Origin of the sequence: Cupriavidus pinatubonensis, assembly GCF_019602855.1 — a bacterium.
GTDB classification, from domain to species: Bacteria; Pseudomonadota; Gammaproteobacteria; order Burkholderiales; family Burkholderiaceae; genus Cupriavidus; species Cupriavidus pinatubonensis.
Genome location: NZ_CP080767.1, coordinates 2,790,935 through 2,808,543 on the forward strand (window position 1 = coordinate 2,790,935; position 17,609 = coordinate 2,808,543).

General features: G+C 65.4%; 17 protein-coding genes. 8 read left to right on the top strand and 9 right to left on the bottom strand.

Annotated features, from left to right (window positions below; genetic code table 11):
- Window positions 1-33: 33 nt before the first annotated feature.
- From copD to K2O51_RS25655, 4 genes are read right to left on the bottom strand one after another with little or no spacing between them, the layout of a single operon-like run.
- Complete coding sequence (copD, locus tag K2O51_RS25640) at window positions 34-945, bottom strand: copper homeostasis membrane protein CopD (protein ID WP_220630932.1); 912 nt, start codon at window positions 943-945, stop codon at window positions 34-36.
- A gap of 4 nt (window positions 946-949) precedes the next feature.
- Window positions 950-1,336: a copper homeostasis periplasmic binding protein CopC gene (gene copC / locus K2O51_RS25645; RefSeq protein ID WP_011298636.1), complete on the bottom strand. Its 387-nt coding sequence runs from the start codon at window positions 1,334-1,336 to the stop codon at window positions 950-952.
- A 44-nt stretch (window positions 1,337-1,380) separates the two neighbouring features.
- On the bottom strand, window positions 1,381-2,394 hold the full coding sequence (locus K2O51_RS25650) for a copper resistance protein B (RefSeq protein ID WP_220630933.1): 1,014 nt from the start codon (window positions 2,392-2,394) through the stop codon (window positions 1,381-1,383).
- Window positions 2,394-4,190 carry a copper resistance system multicopper oxidase gene (locus K2O51_RS25655; RefSeq protein WP_220630934.1) on the bottom strand — a complete coding sequence of 599 codons (1,797 nt, stop codon included), beginning with the start codon at window positions 4,188-4,190 and terminating at the stop codon, window positions 2,394-2,396. The genes K2O51_RS25650 and K2O51_RS25655 overlap by 1 nt, the downstream gene beginning before the upstream one ends.
- A gap of 188 nt (window positions 4,191-4,378) precedes the next feature.
- Here K2O51_RS25655 and K2O51_RS25660 point away from each other — a divergent pair, with 188 nt between their 5' ends.
- Entirely contained in the window at window positions 4,379-5,065 is a 687-nt protein-coding gene (locus tag K2O51_RS25660) for a heavy metal response regulator transcription factor (protein WP_011298639.1), read from the top strand.
- Window positions 5,065-6,462, top strand: coding sequence for a heavy metal sensor histidine kinase (locus K2O51_RS25665; RefSeq protein WP_425332988.1), 1,398 nt, complete (start codon window positions 5,065-5,067; stop codon window positions 6,460-6,462). Before K2O51_RS25660 ends, K2O51_RS25665 begins: the two co-directional genes overlap by 1 nt.
- 6 nt (window positions 6,463-6,468) lie before the next feature.
- Here K2O51_RS25665 and K2O51_RS25670 read toward each other — a convergent pair whose 3' ends face one another.
- Genes K2O51_RS25670 through K2O51_RS25690 form a run of 5 tightly spaced genes read right to left on the bottom strand, consistent with a single transcriptional unit; the run spans window position 6,469 to window position 10,379 of the window.
- Complete coding sequence (locus K2O51_RS25670; RefSeq protein WP_011298641.1) at window positions 6,469-6,837, bottom strand: hypothetical protein; 369 nt, start codon at window positions 6,835-6,837, stop codon at window positions 6,469-6,471.
- Window positions 6,838-6,868: 31 nt separating this feature from the next.
- A complete protein-coding gene (locus tag K2O51_RS25675; RefSeq protein ID WP_011298642.1) occupies window positions 6,869-8,035 on the bottom strand; it encodes an osmoprotectant ABC transporter ATP-binding protein OsmV in 1,167 nt (388 codons plus the stop codon).
- Window positions 8,032-8,682, bottom strand: a complete 651-nt coding sequence (locus K2O51_RS25680) for an ABC transporter permease (protein WP_220630936.1) — start codon at window positions 8,680-8,682, stop codon at window positions 8,032-8,034. The genes K2O51_RS25675 and K2O51_RS25680 overlap by 4 nt, the downstream gene beginning before the upstream one ends.
- Before the next feature lie 10 nt (window positions 8,683-8,692).
- Window positions 8,693-9,640 (bottom strand): glycine betaine ABC transporter substrate-binding protein, encoded by a 948-nt coding sequence (locus K2O51_RS25685; RefSeq protein WP_011298644.1) that lies wholly within the window; start codon window positions 9,638-9,640, stop codon window positions 8,693-8,695.
- 22 nt (window positions 9,641-9,662) lie between these two features.
- Entirely contained in the window at window positions 9,663-10,379 is a 717-nt protein-coding gene (locus K2O51_RS25690) for an ABC transporter permease (protein ID WP_220630937.1), read from the bottom strand.
- Between the two features lie 692 nt (window positions 10,380-11,071).
- On the opposite strand from K2O51_RS25690, the gene K2O51_RS25695 reads away from it, so the two are divergent.
- The 6 genes from K2O51_RS25695 to K2O51_RS25720 all read left to right on the top strand — a co-directional run bounded on the left by K2O51_RS25695 (window position 11,072) and on the right by K2O51_RS25720 (window position 17,604).
- The gene (locus tag K2O51_RS25695) at window positions 11,072-12,001 is read left to right on the top strand and encodes a pirin family protein (RefSeq protein WP_041680021.1); all 930 of its coding nucleotides are present in this window, start codon (window positions 11,072-11,074) and stop codon (window positions 11,999-12,001) included.
- A 300-nt stretch (window positions 12,002-12,301) separates the two neighbouring features.
- Window positions 12,302-13,876, top strand: coding sequence for an ABC transporter ATP-binding protein (locus tag K2O51_RS25700; protein ID WP_011298647.1), 1,575 nt, complete (start codon window positions 12,302-12,304; stop codon window positions 13,874-13,876).
- Window positions 13,869-14,978: an ABC transporter permease gene (locus K2O51_RS25705; protein WP_011298648.1), complete on the top strand. Its 1,110-nt coding sequence runs from the start codon at window positions 13,869-13,871 to the stop codon at window positions 14,976-14,978. The genes K2O51_RS25700 and K2O51_RS25705 overlap by 8 nt, the downstream gene beginning before the upstream one ends.
- Before the next feature lie 17 nt (window positions 14,979-14,995).
- Window positions 14,996-15,916, top strand: a complete 921-nt coding sequence (locus tag K2O51_RS25710) for an ABC transporter permease (protein WP_011298649.1) — start codon at window positions 14,996-14,998, stop codon at window positions 15,914-15,916.
- A gap of 67 nt (window positions 15,917-15,983) precedes the next feature.
- A complete protein-coding gene (locus tag K2O51_RS25715) occupies window positions 15,984-17,129 on the top strand; it encodes a BMP family ABC transporter substrate-binding protein (protein WP_011298650.1) in 1,146 nt (381 codons plus the stop codon).
- Between the two features lie 181 nt (window positions 17,130-17,310).
- Window positions 17,311-17,604, top strand: a complete 294-nt coding sequence (locus tag K2O51_RS25720; RefSeq protein ID WP_220630938.1) for a YkvA family protein — start codon at window positions 17,311-17,313, stop codon at window positions 17,602-17,604.
- Window positions 17,605-17,609 lie beyond the last annotated feature (5 nt).

Below are 17,609 nucleotides of genomic sequence, written 5' to 3' on the forward strand. Positions count from 1 at the left end.
ATGGATAGCGGGTTCAGAAAATCGGCAGCTAGATCAGGGCAAGGGGGACAGCGTGCCGAGCCATGCCACAAGGAACAGCACAAGCATGGCACAACCAGACTCGAACCGCAGGCTTCGGCGCAATGCAGCCAGGGCGGTCCTGTTATCGCCGGTGCGCACGTCGTGCGCGAGCCGCGGGCCCAGGCGGTAGCGATTGACGGCTGCCAGCGCCAGCATGGCACCGAACAGCGCGAGCTTGGCCAGCAGCAACGCGCCGTAGCGCGTGGTCAGCAGGCCGGACAATGTCGGGCCTGCGATCATGACGTAGTTGACAGTCCCTGTCAGCACCAGCGCAACCACGATGCCGGTACCGATGTGCGCAAAGCCGTTCGCGGCCCGGCTCAGTTCGGCAACGCCGTCGTCCGTCGCCGTGCAGTCCGGCGATGACATCCGTACGAAGGTGACCAGCGCACCGACCCACGCGCCCGCCGCCAGCAGATGGATGATGTCGGCGCTCAAATGGACGGTGTGCCGAGTGCCTTCGTCCATGACGCCATGTCCACCCCAAGCCAGCGTGGACAGTGCGATCGCGGCAGCCAGCAACTGAATGACCCTGCCCCGCCGAAGGCACGGGGCCAAGGTGGCAAGCAGGCACGCCAGCAGTGCGAACACCCTCACTTGCCACGCAACGCCAAAGCCGGTCTCGGTCGCGATCATCCAGACAGTATCGCTGTCGATCGCCCCGTATGACTCCACACCGGTCATCGTTTTCACAGCGAGCACCAGACTGGCGACCGACAGCACAATGCCCGCCCCCGCCGCCCCTGCGGCAACCCGACCGCAATGCCAGCCGGGACGCCCCTCGACGCGCAACCACAACTTCGCGGCAAGCGGTACACCGAACAACAGCATCATGTCCGCATAGAGCGCAAAGCGCACGGCGATGGTTGCCCAGTCGGCCTCCATGCGATCACTTGACGGTAAAGGAGAGCTTGCCGGTGATCGGATGCGTATCGGCCGATACCGCGCGCCAGTCCACGCGATAGGTGCCCGGCACAAGCGGGTTGGCCGGCGTGATCACCATCGTCTTCGGGTCGTCGCCGGCAGATACCCGCGTCGTCACGTTCATCGGCGCATGGTCGGCCATGCCAGGCATCCCCGTCATGACGAGCTTCGCCCCCGAGACACGCGCTACCAGGGTCTCCGAGAAATGCAGTTCGATGCGCGCCGGCGCCGCGATCTCGGCGTTCTCTGAAGGCGTGGAGGCAAGCAATTGCGGATGGGCGAGAGCCTGCCCGGCAGCGAGCAGCGCCGACGCGGCGAGCAGCGCAGCTGCTGTGGTACGAATGGGGGTCATAGGGGTACCTTGATGGGGGATTGGATGGACTGCTTTCGCATGGTTCAGAACCAGAGCCGCACACCAGCCACGAAACGCGTCTCGCCACTGCGGCCTCCGGATGCCCTGACCATGTCGGACGTGTTGCCGAACGTCTGGTACCGCTCGACGCCGATATACGGCGCGAACTGCCGGTTGATCTCATAGCGCAGGCGCAGGCCAACGGCACCGTTGGACAGGCCGCTGCCCGTGCCGGTCTCGGGATCGTTCTTGCCATAGAGATTGGCCTCGATGCGCGGCTGCAGGATCAGGCGTTGCGTGATCAGCAGTTCGTACTCTGCCGACAGGCGCAGCGCAGTGCGGCCGCTGTCGCCCACGTAGGCCGTGGCATCGACTTCGAACCAGTAGGGCGCCAAGCCTTGCACGCCGAATGCGAGCCAGTTTCGCGCCGGGCGTCCGCTGCCCACATCATTGCGCCAGCCGAGTTGTGTGTCCCAGTACGGGGCGATAGCGTGGCCCCACAGCAGTTCGGTACGCGCATCGTGCACCTTGCCGCCAGCGGCTTCGCCCTCGGTCTTGATGACGAGCCGGTTGTAGGTGCCACCGAACCACGCCTGTGCTTCCCAATTCGCAGCGTTCGCGCCGTTTGCATGCGCCCATTCCAGCCGGTCGACCAGAACCGCGGCGAACGTATGCTCGTCGGCCATGTGGAGGTGGCGTGCGGAACCCACTGCATACTGGCCGACTCCGAGCTGATAGCCATCGGCGTACGCGTGCGGGTCGCGCGCATCGGGTGGCGCGCTGCCGCCCTGCATCTTCATGTCGCCATGGTCCATGACCGGCGCTGCATTGGACTGCGGCATGGCAGCGGCAGGTGCCGGCCCCTCTTCCATGCCCTGCATGCCGTCATCTTCTGCAGCCGGCGAAACAGTTGCGGCGTCGGACGATTGGTGGCCGTGATGTCCGGCATGCGGGTCCTGCGCCCAGGCCGATCCGATTCCTGCCGTAGCGAGGATCGCCGCAAGCAGGTTCCTTGCGTACGCATGCGAGGCCGAAAAGCGTGCAGCGGTTCTTGTCATCACGACACCACCACTTCGCGGAACATGCCCGCATCCATATGGAGCATCAGGTGACAATGCCAGGCCCAGCGCCCAAGAGCATCCGCCGTGACCAGGAAGCTGATGCGCTGCGCCGGCTGCACCGGGATCGTGTGACGGCGTGCCTGGAACGTACCGTCCGGTGCTTCAAGATCGCTCCACATGCCGTGCATGTGCATCGGGTGGGTCATCATCGTGTCGTTGTGGAGAATGACGCGCAGCCGCTCGCCATGGCGGAAATGCACGGGCGTCGACTTGCCGAACTCGACGCCATCGAACGACCACGTATAGCGCTCCATATTGCCGGTGAGATGCAGTTCGATCTCTCGCCCCGGCCCGCGCGGATCCGGCGGGCCACCGAGCGTGTGCATGTCCGCCAGCGTCAGCACGCGCCTGCCATTGTTGCGCAGGCCGATGCCGGGGTCGTCGAGATTCGTGCGCGGCGTGTCCACGCGCATGTCGGTACTGGCGCCGTATTCCGTGCGTGCGTGGCGCACGGCCTTGCCGGGGACCTTGAGGGGGTTGTCTGCTGCCGCGCCGTGCGTCGCATGCTGGCTGTGGTCCATCGCGTGCTGGCTGTGATCCATGGCCATGCCGCCATGGTCTGCGCCATGCATGCCGGCCATGTCACCCATCATGTCGCCCATCGTCAGCCACTCGGCCTTGTCCAGCGCCGGCACCGGTGCCGGCAAGCCGTCGCGCACGCTCAGCGTGCCCCTGGCATAGCCGGTGCGATCCATCGACTGCGAGAAGATCGTGTAGGCGTCGTCGCGCGGTTCGACCACGACGTCGCAAGTTTCGCCGGGTCCGAAGCGGAATTCATCGACCGTGACCGGCTCGATGTTGATGCCATCGACCTGCACCACCCGAAGCTTCAGGCCCGGAATGCGCACGTCGAAGAAGGTATTGCCGGCGCCGTTGATGAAGCGCAGCCGCACGCGCTCGCCGGGCCGGAACAGCCCCGTCCAGTTGCCCGCCGGTGTGAGGCCATTGGTCAGGTACGTGAGCGTTGCACCCGACATGTCCGCGAGATCGGTCGGGTTCATGCGCATCTGGTTCCACATGCGGCGCTTGTCGAGCGCGGCCTTCAGGCCGTCGTTCGACACGTCGCGGAAGAAATCGACAGCGGTGGGCTGGTTGTAGTTGTAGTAATCGCTCTGGACCTTCAGCTTCGACAGCACGCGCATCGGGTCTTCGTCGGTCCAGTCGGACAACAACACGGTGTAGTCGCGGTCGGCGCGCACAGGATCTTCCCCGGCGGGGTCGACGATGATGCCGCCGTACAGCCCGATCATCTCCTGGAAGCCGGAATGCGAGTGGTACCAGTAGCTGCCGCTTTGCGCGACCTTGAAGCGGTAGGTGAAGGTCTCGCCGGGCGCGATGCCGCCAAAGCTGATGCCGGGCACGCCGTCCATCTGGTACGGCAGGATGATGCCGTGCCAGTGGATCGACGTGTGTTCGCGCAGGCGGTTGGTCACGCGGATGGTGACCGTATCGCCCTCGCGCCAGCGCAGTGTCGGTCCCGGCAACATGCCGTTGATGGTCGTGGCCAGGGCAGGCTTGCCCGTGAAGTTGACCATCGATTCGGCGACCACAAGGTCGAATTCGGTGCCACGCAGCACGGGCGCCGTGCCGAATGCCGTCGCCGCCGGCTGCGCGTGTGCGCTCCCCTGCCACACCGGCAAACCGGCCAGCACGCCACCGGCCGCCAGCCCTTGCACGAAGCGGCGCCGGGACAGGTTGGGCAGCAGCAAGCCGGTCGTGGGATCGCGTCGCATCGAAAGTCAGTCCTTGAAGAGTCGATCGCCGCACATGACGACGGCAGGCAAAGCATACGGAATGCCGGCGAACTTGCACATGACCCCGAAATTACAATCCGGTAATCTTGACGTCATCTTGATGTTCATTGCCCTGCGCTACAGTCGCCGCTCGCCTGCGGCGCGGGCCGGCAACAAGGAAAGTGCAGATGAAACTGCTAGTAGTGGAAGACGAGGCCAAGACCGGCGAATACCTGCGGCAGGGCCTGACAGAGGCCGGCTTCGTGGTGGACCTGGCCGCGAATGGACTCGATGGCCACCATCTGGCCATGAGCGAGGCCTACGATCTGATCATCCTCGACGTGATGCTGCCGGACGTGGACGGCTGGCGCATCGTGCAGACGCTGCGCGCGGCCGGCAACCGCGTGCCGGTGCTGTTCCTGACTGCGCGCGACAGCGTGGCGGACCGCGTCAAGGGGCTCGAGCTGGGCGCGGACGACTACCTGGTCAAGCCATTCGCGTTCGCCGAACTGCTTGCGCGCGTACGCACGTTGCTACGCCGTGGCAGCGTGCAGGCGAGCGTGGATCGCGTACAGGTCGGCGACCTGGTACTGGATCTGGCGCGCCGGCGTGCGTCGCGCGGCGGGCGCCGCATCGTGCTGACGAGCAAGGAGTTCTCGCTGCTCGAGCTGCTCGTGCGCCGGCGCGGCGAAGTACTGCCGCGCTCGCTGATTGCGTCGCAAGTCTGGGACATGAACTTCGACAGCGACAGTAATGTGATCGACGTCGCCATCCGCCGCCTGCGCGCGAAGATCGACGACGACTTCGACACCAAGCTAATCCAGACGGTGCGCGGCATGGGCTACGTGCTGGAAGGTCCCGAGGACACGGTGTGATGCGCCGGTTCTCGCTGACCACGCGCCTGACCGCGCTGTTCTGCCTGTCGTCGGCCGGCGTGCTGCTGGGCCTCGGCATCCTGATCGCGACGGCCATGGACCAGCACTTTGCGGAAGAGGACTTCGCGAGCCTTGGCGACAACGTGCGGCTGATCGAGCGGATCGCCACCGAGAACGCGGCAGCGTCCGTGTCCGAACGGCTGGCCGTGGCACTCGAGCATCATCCCGGATTCATCGCGCATGTCAGCGCGGCCGACGGAACGCTACTGTATGCGAGCAACGGTTTTGATTTCCGCACGGTGCTGGGCACCGCTTCGGTACTGCCGGCCGGGCGCGAAAGCTTTGACTGGGAACAGGACGGCAAGTCGTATCGAGGCATGCGCGCCACCGTGCAGGCAACAGGCGACAAGCAGGTGCCGCTGACCATCGTGGTCGGCATGGACACGGAAATCCACGCGCATTTCATGCGAGCGTTCCGCCGCTCGCTGACCTTCTACGTCACGCTGGCCGCATTGGCCAGCGGCCTGCTCGGCTGGTGGGCGGCACGTCGCGGGCTGGCGCCGTTGCGCACCATGGCCAGCCGCGCGCGTGCCGTGACCGCACACAAGCTGGACGCGCGCATGCCTGTGGACGCAGTGCCGGTAGAAATGGCAGACCTGGCAGGTACGCTGAACGCGATGCTCGAGCGCCTGCAGAGCGATTTCCAACGGCTGTCCGATTTCTCTTCCGACATCGCGCACGAGTTGCGCACCCCGCTCACCAACCTGATGACGCAGACGCACGTGGTGCTCTCGCAGCCGCGCGCTGCCGAAAAGTACCGCGACGTGCTGGCGTCCAACGCCGAGGAGCTGCAACGCCTTTCACGCATGGTGTCGGACATGCTGTACCTGGCCCAGATGGAACACGGCCTGACACTGCCCAGCGCCGAGCCGATCGACGTCGCGGTCGAGGTCCATGCCTTGTTCGAATTCTATGATGCGCTGGCCGAAGACAAGGCGGTGCGCCTGCAATTGCTCGGCGAAGGGCATATCGTCGGCGACCGCCTGATGCTGCGCCGCGCGCTCAGCAACCTGCTGTCCAACGCGCTGCGCTATACGCCGCCCGGTGGCGTTATCGTGATCGAGATCGGCGGCAGCGCGGATACCATTACGGTCTCGGTAGAGAATGATGGTCAGGACATCCGCCCGGATTTGCTGCCCGTGATCTTCGACCGCTTCTCGCGCGGCGATAAATCGCGGGTGCGGCCGGAGTCGGACAGCGTGGGGCTTGGGCTGTCGATCACGCGCGCGATCATGTCCGCACATGGCGGCACCATCGCCGTGCAGTCCGCGAGCGGCAAGACGCGCTTTACGCTCGCGTTCCGACGACAGGCGGCGCCTGCTGCAGCGACGGCCTGAGACGCGTCATTCGCTGCCGGTCAGCAGGCGATACGCCTCGTCTTCGGTAATCCTCAAGCGGTATTTGGTGGACAGCATCCGGGCCATCGAATGCGCGGTGCCGGGCGGGCAGTGCCGGAGCTGCTCGCGATAAGCCTCGACTTCGTAGCGCAGGCGCCAGCGCCGGCTCAGAAGATAGAGCACGCCCATCAGCCCCCAGCTGCGCCAGAACTGGCGCACGTGCATCTTCTCATGCTCGATCAGCGCGTGGCTCGCGCCGGGCCGCAGCAGGATCAGCGGCCCGGGCGTGAAGCCATCAAACCCGCGTGGCACGAGCCAGCGGGTTTCGATCATCAGGCACAGGGGTGAGCGGCAATAGCGCACTTTGCGGACCATGGCCCGAGCATAGCGCGAATCGGGCTGACGCTCACGCCGCGGCGCGCAGTGCCTCCTGCGGCCGCTGGATGGTGGTCGCACCGCCGCGCGAGCGGCCAGAACTCAGATAGCCCGCGATCGAATCCTGCGTCACTTCGCCCAGATAGGCGCCATCGGCGTCGACCACTGGCAGCCAACTCGTGTTGTGCTGGTACATGCGCGACAGCAGGATGCGCAGATGCTCGTCCGACGTGGCGGTCGCGGGGAATTCGCGCACCACATCGCTGCAGCGGCCCTTGCCCGCCCGGGCATCGCGCCGCGTGACATAGCCCAGCGTGCGCTGCGAGTCGTCGACCACCGGCAGGTGGCGCACGTCGGCATCGTCCATCACGCCGAGTGCATCGGACAGGGCCATGTCGGGATCGCAGCTCGGCGGCATGGTGGCCGCATCGCCGGCGTTCACCAGCAGCAGGCGCTTGAGCGTGTTGTCGTGGCCGACAAAGGCCTGCACGAACTCGTCGGCCGGCTGCGCAAGCAGCGCATCGGGATGATCGAACTGCACGAGCTTGCCGCCCCGGAACACCGCGATCTTATCGGCCAGCTTGATGGCCTCGTCGATATCGTGCGAGACCATGATCACGGTCTTGCCGAGCTGGCGCTGCATCTGCAGGAATTCGTTCTGGATGCTTTCGCGATTGATCGGGTCGACCGCGCCGAACGGTTCGTCCATCAGCAGCACGGGCGCGTCGGCCGCGAGCGCGCGGATCACGCCGATACGCTGCTGCTGCCCGCCGGACAGTTCGCGCGGATAGCGCGACAGCATGCGGTCGGGGTCGAGCTGCACCATCGACATCAGCTCGCGCGCGCGTTCACGGCACTGTTTCTTGTTCCAGCCGAGCATGCGCGGCACGACCATGATGTTCTCTTCGATAGTCATGTTCGGGAACAGGCCGATCTGCTGGATCACGTAGCCGATCTTGCGGCGCAACGCCACGCCGTCGATGCCGATAGTGTCCTCGCCGTCGATGCGCACGGTGCCCGAGGTCGGCTCGATCAGCCGGTTGATCATCTTCAGCGTGGTGGTCTTGCCGCAGCCGGACGGCCCCAGGAACACGCAGATTTCCCCGCGTGGCACTGTCAGCGAGACAGCATCCACTGCCCGCACTTCAGTGCCGTCTTTCTGGGGGAAGGCCTTGGTGAGTCGGTCGAGTTCGATCATAGTCGGATTCCTTTTGGCGTCAGCACCTTCTGCAACCATTGCAGGAAGGCATCCGCCACGATGGCGAGCACGCTGACCAGGATCGCGCCCACGGCCAGCTTGCTCATATTGCTCTGGCTGATCGCTTGCAGGATCAGCACCCCAAGGCCACCCGCGCCGATGATGGCGGCAATGGTGGCCACGCCGATGTTCATCACTACCGCGGTACGTACGCCCCCCAGGATCACGGGCACGGCCAGCGGCAGGTCCACGCGGCGCATGCGCTGCCACGTGGTCATGCCGATGCCCCGCCCGGCTTCCTGGATGCCGGGGTCGATATTGACCAGCGCCGTGTAGGTGTTGCGCATGATCGGCAGCAGCGAATACAGGAACACCGCGGTCACGGCGGGCAGATAGCCCAGCGCATGCCCGAAGCGCGCGAAGATCGGGATCATCAGCCCGAACAGCGCGATCGACGGCAGCGTCAGCACGATCGTCGCCAGCGTCAGCAGTGGCGTGGCCAGCCAGCGGAAGCGCGTGATCGCAATGCCCAGCGGCACACCGATCAGGATCGCCATGCCCACGGCCGAGCCGACGAGCGCCAGATGCTCGGCAGTGAGCTTCAGCAGCGTCGGCCAGCTATGTTGGAGGTAGGTCAGCAAGTCCATGCGTGCCTCCTCAGATCAGGCCATGGCTGCGCAGGAAGTCTGCGGCCACCTTATCCACCGGCTGCTGGCCGATGTCCACCTGGTAGTTCATCTCGGTCATCGATGCGTTGTCCAGCTTCGCCGACAGCGCATCGAGCAGCGTGGCGAGTTCGGGATGCTTGTCCAGCACGGCCTTGCGCACCACGGGCACCGCGCTGTAGTCGGGGAAGAAGTGCAGATCGTCTTCGAGCAGCACGAGTTCGAAACCCTTCACGCGGCCATCGGTTGTGTACACCAGGCCCATATCGACCTGGTTGTTCTTGAGCGCCGTATAGACCAGGCCAGGATCAAGCTGGATCACGTCGCGGCGCTTGAACGGCAGCTTGTACTGGGCCTTGAGCGGCTCCAGCCCGTCAGGGCGCGCCGCGAATTCCATGTCGACGGCAAACGGATGCTGCGCGTCCTCGCCGGCCTTGCGCATCTTCTCGGCATAGGCCGACAGCGTGGTGACGCCGCTGGCCTGCGCGCGCTGCTTCGGCATGGCCAGCGCATAGGTATTATTGATGCGCGACGGCTCCAGCCAGACCAGGCCGCGTGCGGCGTCCAGCGTCTTCACACGCGCGTAGCTTGCCTTTGCGTCGAGCTTTTCCTCGACCTTGTTGAAGACGATCAGCGCCGTGCCGGTGTAGTCCCACACCACGTCGAGCTGGCCGTTCTCCATCGCCTGGCGCATCAGCGTGCTGCCCAGGCCCGAGGTCAGCTCGGTGCCGAGGCCCTTGGCGCGCAGGTACTGCGACGTCATCGACGACAGGATCAGCTGCTCGGTAAAGTTCTTGCCGCCCACGCGCACCGGCGCGGCATTCGCTGCTGGCGCCTGCGCACGGGCCGGCGCGGAACTCAGCAGCACGGCGGCCACGATGGTGCCCAAGAGCATGAAGGCCCAGAAGGCACGGCCTTCGCGGTCTCGTTTCGATTGCATTGGTTTTCCTCTCGGCCGCCGCTCAGCGCGCCAGTCCGCGCCGGCGCAGGTACAGGCTGCCGGCGCCGGCAAACAGCGCGTCGAGCGCCAGCGCCAGCAGCGCGGTCGCGGCGGCGCCCAGCAGCAGCAGCGGCTGGTTATTCAGGTAGATGCCCGGGAAGATCAGTTCGCCGAGGCTGTTGGCGCCGATCAGGAACGACAGCGGCACCGTGCCTACGTTGATCACCAGGCTGATGCGGATGCCGGCCAGCATCACCGGCAGCGCGTTCGGCAGCTCCACGCGCAGAAGCCGCTGGAACGGCGTCATGCCGATGCCGCGCGCGGCTTCGAGCAGCGTCGGCGAAACATTGCGAAGACCCTCGTAGGTGTTGCGCACGATCGGCAGCAGCGATGCGAGCCACAGCGCCAGGATCGCGGGCCGCTCGCCGATGCCCAGCACCGCGAGCGCCAGCGCGAGTACCGCCAGCGACGGCACCGTGTTGCCGACGTTGAAGATCTGCATCAGGCGGTCGGCCCAGCGGCGCATGCGCGGCCGGCTCAGCGCGATGCCGGCCGGAATGCCGGTGGCGAGCGCAAGCGCCATCGAAAACAGGACCAGCCGCATGTGGTCGGCCACGTCGTAGAGCAGGCGGTCCTGATGTTGCCGGATGACGTCCACGCCGATCCAGGCGGCCAGTCCGCCCAATGCCAGCACGGTCAGGCATCCCCAGGCGGCGACCCGTACGGATTGCTTTGACATATTCCCTCTCGTTCCGTCTGAAAAGCGCGCAAAACAGCACTTTCCGATCACGGAAAACAAAATGGGCTAGGCGGCCGTGAAGTGGGGAGCCGCCGTCCCGGTTCAGATTGCATTGCCGCCATGACCGGCACGATTGCCAGCGGACGGGCTTTTGGACCTCCACGCCAGAGGCGGGAAGACCGATTGACGGGATGCCACGGCACTGTGTCCGGGCGCTCCCTGTAGCGGCGCACCCGGTTCGGTCTGGGACCGGTGAGCGAGTGGCCAGGGCGGCGCAAAAAAGTGAACAAATGGGCGCGCCGCCGAATTCATGAACCGTTGCCTGACAAGGCCTGGCGGGATCGCCCGGCGAATCAATCCACAGCAACGGATGACAAAGAGAGCGCTATTATACTCATCTTCATCGATCTTGTCATTTTCGCCTATCTTGCTGCTTTTTCGGGGGCTTTTTGCCGCAGCTTGGGCGAGCCCGGAGCAGACCGAAAGACTCGCCTGAGGGCCGCCCATGATCATCACCATCGGCGTCTTGAATCCGGACAGATTGCACTGATGGATAGAACAATCTGTTCTCCACCCACCCTCTACTCTTTCCCCACCAAACCTCTACATTGTCGGAGTACCTGAACACGACGTGGCCCGATGACGGCAGCTCCAATGCCGCCACAATGGCCCCGCGAACCGGAGAAAGAATGATGGAAACCCGCACCGCTCTGCCCACCGTTCCGGCCACCGCGCAGGAAACCGTGCAGCGTTCGCGCACGGTGGATCGCGTCGTGCGCGGCATCGCTACCTCGGACGGCGCCGGCGTCAAGCTGACGCGCGTGCTGACCCAGAACCTGCAACGCCGGCTGGACCCGTTCCTGATGCTCGACGCCTTCGGCACCGACAGCAAGGACGACTACATCGGCGGCTTCCCCGATCACCCGCACCGCGGCTTCGAGACCATCACCTATATGCTGGCAGGCCGCATGCGCCATCGCGACAGCGCCGGCAACGAAGGCCTGCTGCAGAACGGCGGCGCGCAGTGGATGGTGGCTGGCGCGGGCGTCGTGCACTCGGAAATGCCCGAGCAGGAAGACGGCCGCATGGAAGGCTTCCAGCTGTGGCTGAACCTGCCGGCCGCCGACAAGATGACGGCGCCGTGGTATCGCGACATGCCCGCCGATGCCATTCCGACGGTGGCGCTGGATAACGGCGGCACGGTGCGCGTGCTGGCCGGCGCCTCGCACGGCGTGGCTGGCGCGGTCACGCGCCCGGTGACGGAACCGATCTACCTCGACGTGCATTTGCCGGCGGGCCAGCAGTTCCGGCAGGCATTGCCGGCGGGGCATAACGCCTTCGTCTATGTGTACCGCGGCGAGTTGTCGATCGGTGAAGGCAGCGAAAAGGCGGTGGTCGACGCACAACGCATGGGCGTGCTCGACAACGCGGACAACGCAGACGGCGTCATCGTCAATGCCGAGTCCGAGGTGCGCTTCCTGCTGATCGCCGGACAGCCGCTGGGCGAGCCGATCGCGCAGTACGGCCCGTTCGTGATGAACACGCAGGAGCAGATCTACCAGACGCTGGCGGATTTCCGCGATGGTCGGTTTGCGACGATTGCGGCGTCCACGGGAGGCTGAAGGCGAGGCTTAGCCGGGAACCCGCTGCCACACCGGACCGCCGTCCTCCGAAAGGAGGGCGGCGGTTTTTCTTTTGCCTCCCCCGGCATGCGACTTGCAACTACCCGCCAACCGTTGCGCGGCTTGGACAAACGCCGCAAACCGGCCGCCACAAAGCCGCACACTTATATAATTCGTAACCAATATCCGGCATCAAGAAATCATGATGAATGCTGCAATGCGTCGCGGCGATGCTGCGCCACGCACTGCCGCTGACTGCCTGCCTTCCACGTTGCTGCCATAACAACCCGAGCCGCCTCAGTGACATCACAACTCCCCCCCAGGCTGGCGCTAGCCCATATCAGCAAGCGCTATCCCGGCGTCATCGCGAACGATGACATCAGCCTTACCGTCGCCCCCGGCGAGATCCACGCCGTGCTTGGCGAGAACGGCGCCGGCAAATCCACGCTGATGAAGATCATCTTTGGCGCAGTCCGTCCGGACGCCGGCGAGATGCACTTCAACGGCGCCCCTGTCACGATCAACAGTCCGCACGACGCCCGCAACCTGGGCATTGCGATGGTGTTCCAGCATTTCTCGCTGTTCGACACGCTGACCGTGACCGAGAACATCGCGCTGGGCCTTCCCGGCGGACACAAAGGCGCAGGCAGCAGCATGAAGCAGCTCGCCGAACGCATCCGCGCGACCGCCGAGCGCTACGGCCTGCCGCTGGAGCCGAACCGCCATGTCCACACGCTGTCGGTGGGCGAGCGGCAGCGCGTGGAAATCGTGCGCGCGCTGCTGGCCAACCCGCAATTGCTGATCCTGGACGAGCCGACTTCGGTGCTGACGCCGCAGGCCGTGGAAACGCTGTTCGTCACGCTGCGCCAGCTCGCGGCCGAAGGCACCAGCATCCTCTACATCAGCCACAAGCTCGACGAGATCCGCGCGCTCTGCCATCACGCCACCGTGATGCGGATGGGCAAGGTCACCGGCGTGTGCGATCCGCGCCAGGAAAGCGCGGCCTCGCTGTCGCGCCTGATGATCGGTGGCGAGCCGCCGCGCGAAGCGCGCGTGGCCACGCAGCGCGGCGAGGTGCGTCTGGGCGTGGAAGCCCTGTCGCTGCCGCGCGCGCATGCGTTTGCGACCGAGCTGCAGCAGATTTCACTCGACGTGCATGCCGGCGAGATCGTCGGCATTGCCGGCGTGTCGGGCAATGGCCAGCAGGAACTGCTGGCCGCGCTGTCCGGCGAGGACATGCGCGTGGACCGCACCGCAGTCCACATCGCGGGCAAGCCGGTCGGCCGGCTCGATGCACGCCAGCGCCGACGCGCCGGCCTCGCCTTCGTGCCGGAAGAGCGGCTCGGGCGCGGTGCGGTGCCAGGCATGAGCCTGGCCTCGAACACGCTGCTGTCGCACCAGACGCCGCCGTATGTGCGCAACGGCATGATCTCGCCGAAGGCGGCGGCTGGTCTGGCCGCCGCGGTCATCGGCCGCTTTCGCGTAAAAGCGAGCGGGCCCGAAGCGCTGGCCCGCAGCCTGTCGGGTGGCAACCTGCAGAAATTCATCGTCGGCCGCGAGATCGAAAGCGGCCCGAAGGTGCTGATCGTTGCCCAACCGACATGGGGCGTGGATGTCGGCGCCGCCGCGCAGATCCACAACGAGATCCTCGCGCTCAAGGCCTCGGGCTGCGCAATCCTGGTGGTATCGGAAGAACTCGACGAGCTGTTCGCGATTTGCGACCGGTTGTACGTCATCGCCAAGGGCCACCTGTCGCCGTCCATTCCGACCGAGACCGCCACGCGCGAACAAATCGGGCTGTGGATGAGCGGCCTGTGGGAAGGCGGCCCCGCGCAGTCGCGCGACGCCTACGTAGCGGAGGTGAACCATGGCTGAACTGCGCTCGCTCCTACCCCTCTCCCCCATCACGCTCGCGCCGCGCGGCTTGCCGTCGCGGACCATGGCTTATGCCTCGCCAGTAATCGCGCTCGCGCTTACGCTGCTGTTCGGTGCGCTGCTGTTCATTGCACTCGGCAAGGATCCGATGGCTGCGCTCAAGGTCTTCCTGGCCGATCCGCTGCGGGACAAGCGCGCCATCGGCGAAGTCCTGCTAAAGACGGTGCCGCTGGTGCTGTGCGCGCTGGGCCTGTCGGTCTGCTACCGGGCCAACGTCTGGAACATCGGTGCGGATGGACAACTGATCCTCGGCGGCATCTTCGCTGGGGCGACGGTGCTGTACTTCGACGTGCCTGGCCAGACGCTGAACGGTACGGTCGTGCTGATGCTGGCATCGCTCGCCGGCGTGATCGGCGGCATGTTCTGGGCCGCGATCACGGCGCTGCTCAAGGACCGCTTCAACGCGAACGAGATCCTGGTCTCGCTGATGCTCACATATATCGCGCAGCAGCTGATGCTGTGGGTCGTCAACGGGCCGCTGAAGGATCCCAACGGCATGAACTTCCCGCAGTCGAAGGTGTTCTCGTCCGAATACCTGCTGCCCAACCTGATGTCGGGTTCGCGCCTGCATGCGGGCTTTGCCGTGATGCTGGTGCTGGTCGTCGTGATGACGGTCTTCATCTTCCGCAGCTTTGCTGGCTACCGGCTGCAGGTCGGCGGCACGGCACCGGCTGCGGCGCGCTATGCGGGCTTCTCATCGCGCAGCGCGCTGTGGAGCGCGCTGCTGATTTCGGGCGCTACGGCGGGACTCGCTGGCGCGTTTGAAGTCACCGGTCCGATCGGCCAGTTGCTGCCGTCGATTTCACCGGGCTATGGCTTCACCGCGATCATCGTCGCATTCGTCGGCCGGCTGCATCCGGTCGGCACCGTGCTCGGCGGCATCATGATGTCGCTGTTCTATATCGGCGGCGAGATGGCGCAGTCGCGCCTCGGCTTGCCGTCGGCCATCGGCTGGGTGTTCCAGGGCATGCTGCTGTTCTTCCTGCTCGCCTGCGACACCCTAATCGAAAACCGCCTGCGCTGGCGCGCCACGGCAGCCTGAGCGGAGCAACGTAAAACATGGAACAACTCGCTCCCCTGATCGCCACCGCGATCAACGCCGGCACACCGCTGTTGCTGGCCGCGCTGGGCCTGCTTATCAACGAACGCTCCGGCGTGCTCAATCTCGGCGCCGAAGGCATGATGCTGGTCGCCGCCGTGGCCGGATTCATGGTCGGCTACCAGACGCAGCAGCCGCTGCTCGGCTTTCTTGCCGGCGCCGTGGCCGGCATGCTGATGGCCACGCTGTTCTCGTGGCTCGCGCTCGTGCTCGCGACCAATCAGGTGGCCACGGGCCTCGCGCTGTCGATCTTCGGCACGGGCCTGTCGGCCTTCATGGGCCAGCGCTTCGTCGGCTTTGCGATGCCGGCTCAGGCCAAATCGGTCCCGTTCCTTGCCGACATTCCGTTCATCGGTCCCGCATTCTTCCAGCACCACTGGATGGTGTATTTCAGCCTGCTGCTGTGCTTTGCGATCATGTGGTTCCTGTTCCGCACGCGCGCCGGCCTGACGCTGCGCGCAATCGGCGAATCGCCAGAATCCGCGCATGCGCTCGGCTATCCGGTGCGCACCATCCGCTTCGGCGCACTGCTGTTCGGCGGCGCATGCTGCGGCCTGGCAGGCGCGTACCTGTCGCTGGTGTACACGCCGATGTGGGTCGAGAACCTCGTCGCCGGCCGCGGCTGGATCGCGCTTGCGCTGACCACGTTCGCCACCTGGCGACCGGGCCGCGTACTCGTGGGCGCGTGGCTGTTCGGCGGCGTGACCATTCTGCAGTTCTACCTGCAGGGCATCGGCGTGTCGGTGCCGTCGCAGTTCCTGTCGATGCTGCCGTATGCGGCCACCATCGTCGTGCTGGCGCTGATCTCGCGCAACCCGGCCTGGATCCGGCTCAACATGCCTGCGTCGCTGGGCAAGCCGTTCCGTCCGGGCAATGCCTGATGCCGCTGCCGCACACCCATTTCAACGAGCCATCGAACGCAGTCAATATTCATCACAAGGAGAAATCATGATCGTCACGCGCAGGAAGACCCTGGCGGCCCTGGCCGCCACCGCGCTGCTGGCCCTGGCCGGCTGCGGCAAGAAGGAAGCCGAGAAGCCGGCCGAGACGGCCGCCCCGGCCTCCGCGCCCGCCGCTGAACAGAAGGCCGAACCGCTCAAGGTCGCCTTCGTCTACATCGGCCCGGTCGGCGATGCGGGCTGGACATACGCGCACGACGCCGGCCGCAAGGCCGTGGAAGAGAAGTTCGGCGACAAGGTCAAGACCACCTTCGTCGAAAACGTACCCGAGTCCGCCGCTGACGCCGAGCGCGTGTTCCGCGACCTGGCCAGCCAGGGCAACAAGCTGATCTTCGGCACCACCTTCGGCTACATGGAATCGATGCTGAAAGTCGCCAAGGAATTCCCGGACGTGAAGTTCGAACACGCCACCGGCTTCAAGACCGCCGACAACCTGGCCCAGTACGATGTGCGCACCTATGAAGGCGCCTACCTCGCCGGCGTCGTCGCCGGCAAGATGAGCAAGACGGGCAAGATGGGCGTGGTGGCTTCGGTACCGATTCCCGAAGTGATCCGCAACATCGACTCGTTCACGCTGGGCGCGCGCAGCGTCAACCCAAAGGCCACCGTGAAGGTGGTCTGGGTGAACAAGTGGTTCGATCCGGGCAAGGAGCGTGAAGCCGCCACCACGCTGATCGGCCAGGGCGTGGACATGCTGATGCAGAACACCGACTCCGCCGCCGTGGTGCAGACTGCGCAGGAGAAGGGCGTCTACGCATTCGGCTGGGACAGCAACATGAGCAAGTTCGGCGAGAAGGCTCACCTTGCCGCATCGGAGATCCAGTGGGGCGTCTACTACAACAAGGTCGTGGACGACGTGCTGAAGAACCAGTGGAAGAGCAACACCACGTGGTGGGGCCTGAAGGAAGGCATGATCGACCTGAAGGACTTCAACACGGTCGTGCCTGACGACGTGAAGGCACTGGTCGAAGAGCGCAAGAAGGGCATCGTCGACGGTTCCGCGCCGATCTGGAAGGGTCCGATCAAGGACAATACCGGCAAGGAGCAGATCGCCAAGGACCAGACCGCCGACGACAACTTCCTGCACGGCGTGAAGTTCTACGTCGAAGGCGTGGAAGGTAAGATTCCGGGCTGATTTTCCAGTCCGTTTCCGGCATGCCGTGCTAGCGTGCCGGCCCGCCCCGGCCCTGCCGGGGCGCACCCCTCGTCTCTTTCCCCGCCCCCGTTTTCCTGCGGAACTTGAAGCCGATCGGATCGGCCCAAGCTATCTGTGCATGCGCCGATGGCTGGCGCCTGCAATGTGAAGGAGGCCTCTCATGTGGAAGCGTTTTTCGGCCCTGTGGACGTTGGTGCGTCGCGATGGTCGGCTGTTCTGGTATGCGCTGCGGCATCCGGATGCGCCGGCGTGGCTGAAGCCGGCGGCGTTTGGGTTGCTGTTCTATGCGATCTCGCCCATCGACCTGATTCCGGACTTCATTGCCGGACTAGGCATCGTCGATGATGTCGTGTTGATCCCGCTCGCGGTCCACCTGATCCTCAAGCGCCTGCCCCCGCATATCCTCCGGCAGGCCGAGGCGCGCGCGACTGCCACCACCGTCCACTCGCGCTGAGCGCC

Excerpts from the sequence above, each read along its gene's own strand:
- copD (WP_220630932.1), bottom strand. The coding sequence starts at position 945 with ATGGAGGCCGACTGGGCAACCATCGCCGTGCGCTTTGCGCTCTATGCG.
- copC (WP_011298636.1), bottom strand. The coding sequence starts at position 1,336 with ATGACCCCCATTCGTACCACAGCAGCTGCGCTGCTCGCCGCGTCGGCG.
- K2O51_RS25650 (WP_220630933.1), bottom strand. The coding sequence starts at position 2,394 with ATGACAAGAACCGCTGCACGCTTTTCGGCCTCGCATGCGTACGCAAGG.
- K2O51_RS25655 (WP_220630934.1), bottom strand. The coding sequence starts at position 4,190 with ATGCGACGCGATCCCACGACCGGCTTGCTGCTGCCCAACCTGTCCCGG.
- K2O51_RS25660 (WP_011298639.1), top strand. The coding sequence starts at position 4,379 with ATGAAACTGCTAGTAGTGGAAGACGAGGCCAAGACCGGCGAATACCTG.
- K2O51_RS25665 (WP_425332988.1), top strand. The coding sequence starts at position 5,065 with ATGCGCCGGTTCTCGCTGACCACGCGCCTGACCGCGCTGTTCTGCCTG.
- K2O51_RS25670 (WP_011298641.1), bottom strand. The coding sequence starts at position 6,837 with ATGGTCCGCAAAGTGCGCTATTGCCGCTCACCCCTGTGCCTGATGATC.
- K2O51_RS25675 (WP_011298642.1), bottom strand. The coding sequence starts at position 8,035 with ATGATCGAACTCGACCGACTCACCAAGGCCTTCCCCCAGAAAGACGGC.
- K2O51_RS25680 (WP_220630936.1), bottom strand. The coding sequence starts at position 8,682 with ATGGACTTGCTGACCTACCTCCAACATAGCTGGCCGACGCTGCTGAAG.
- K2O51_RS25685 (WP_011298644.1), bottom strand. The coding sequence starts at position 9,640 with ATGCAATCGAAACGAGACCGCGAAGGCCGTGCCTTCTGGGCCTTCATG.
- K2O51_RS25690 (WP_220630937.1), bottom strand. The coding sequence starts at position 10,379 with ATGTCAAAGCAATCCGTACGGGTCGCCGCCTGGGGATGCCTGACCGTG.
- K2O51_RS25695 (WP_041680021.1), top strand. The coding sequence starts at position 11,072 with ATGGAAACCCGCACCGCTCTGCCCACCGTTCCGGCCACCGCGCAGGAA.
- K2O51_RS25705 (WP_011298648.1), top strand. The coding sequence starts at position 13,869 with ATGGCTGAACTGCGCTCGCTCCTACCCCTCTCCCCCATCACGCTCGCG.
- K2O51_RS25710 (WP_011298649.1), top strand. The coding sequence starts at position 14,996 with ATGGAACAACTCGCTCCCCTGATCGCCACCGCGATCAACGCCGGCACA.
- K2O51_RS25715 (WP_011298650.1), top strand. The coding sequence starts at position 15,984 with ATGATCGTCACGCGCAGGAAGACCCTGGCGGCCCTGGCCGCCACCGCG.
- K2O51_RS25720 (WP_220630938.1), top strand. The coding sequence starts at position 17,311 with ATGTGGAAGCGTTTTTCGGCCCTGTGGACGTTGGTGCGTCGCGATGGT.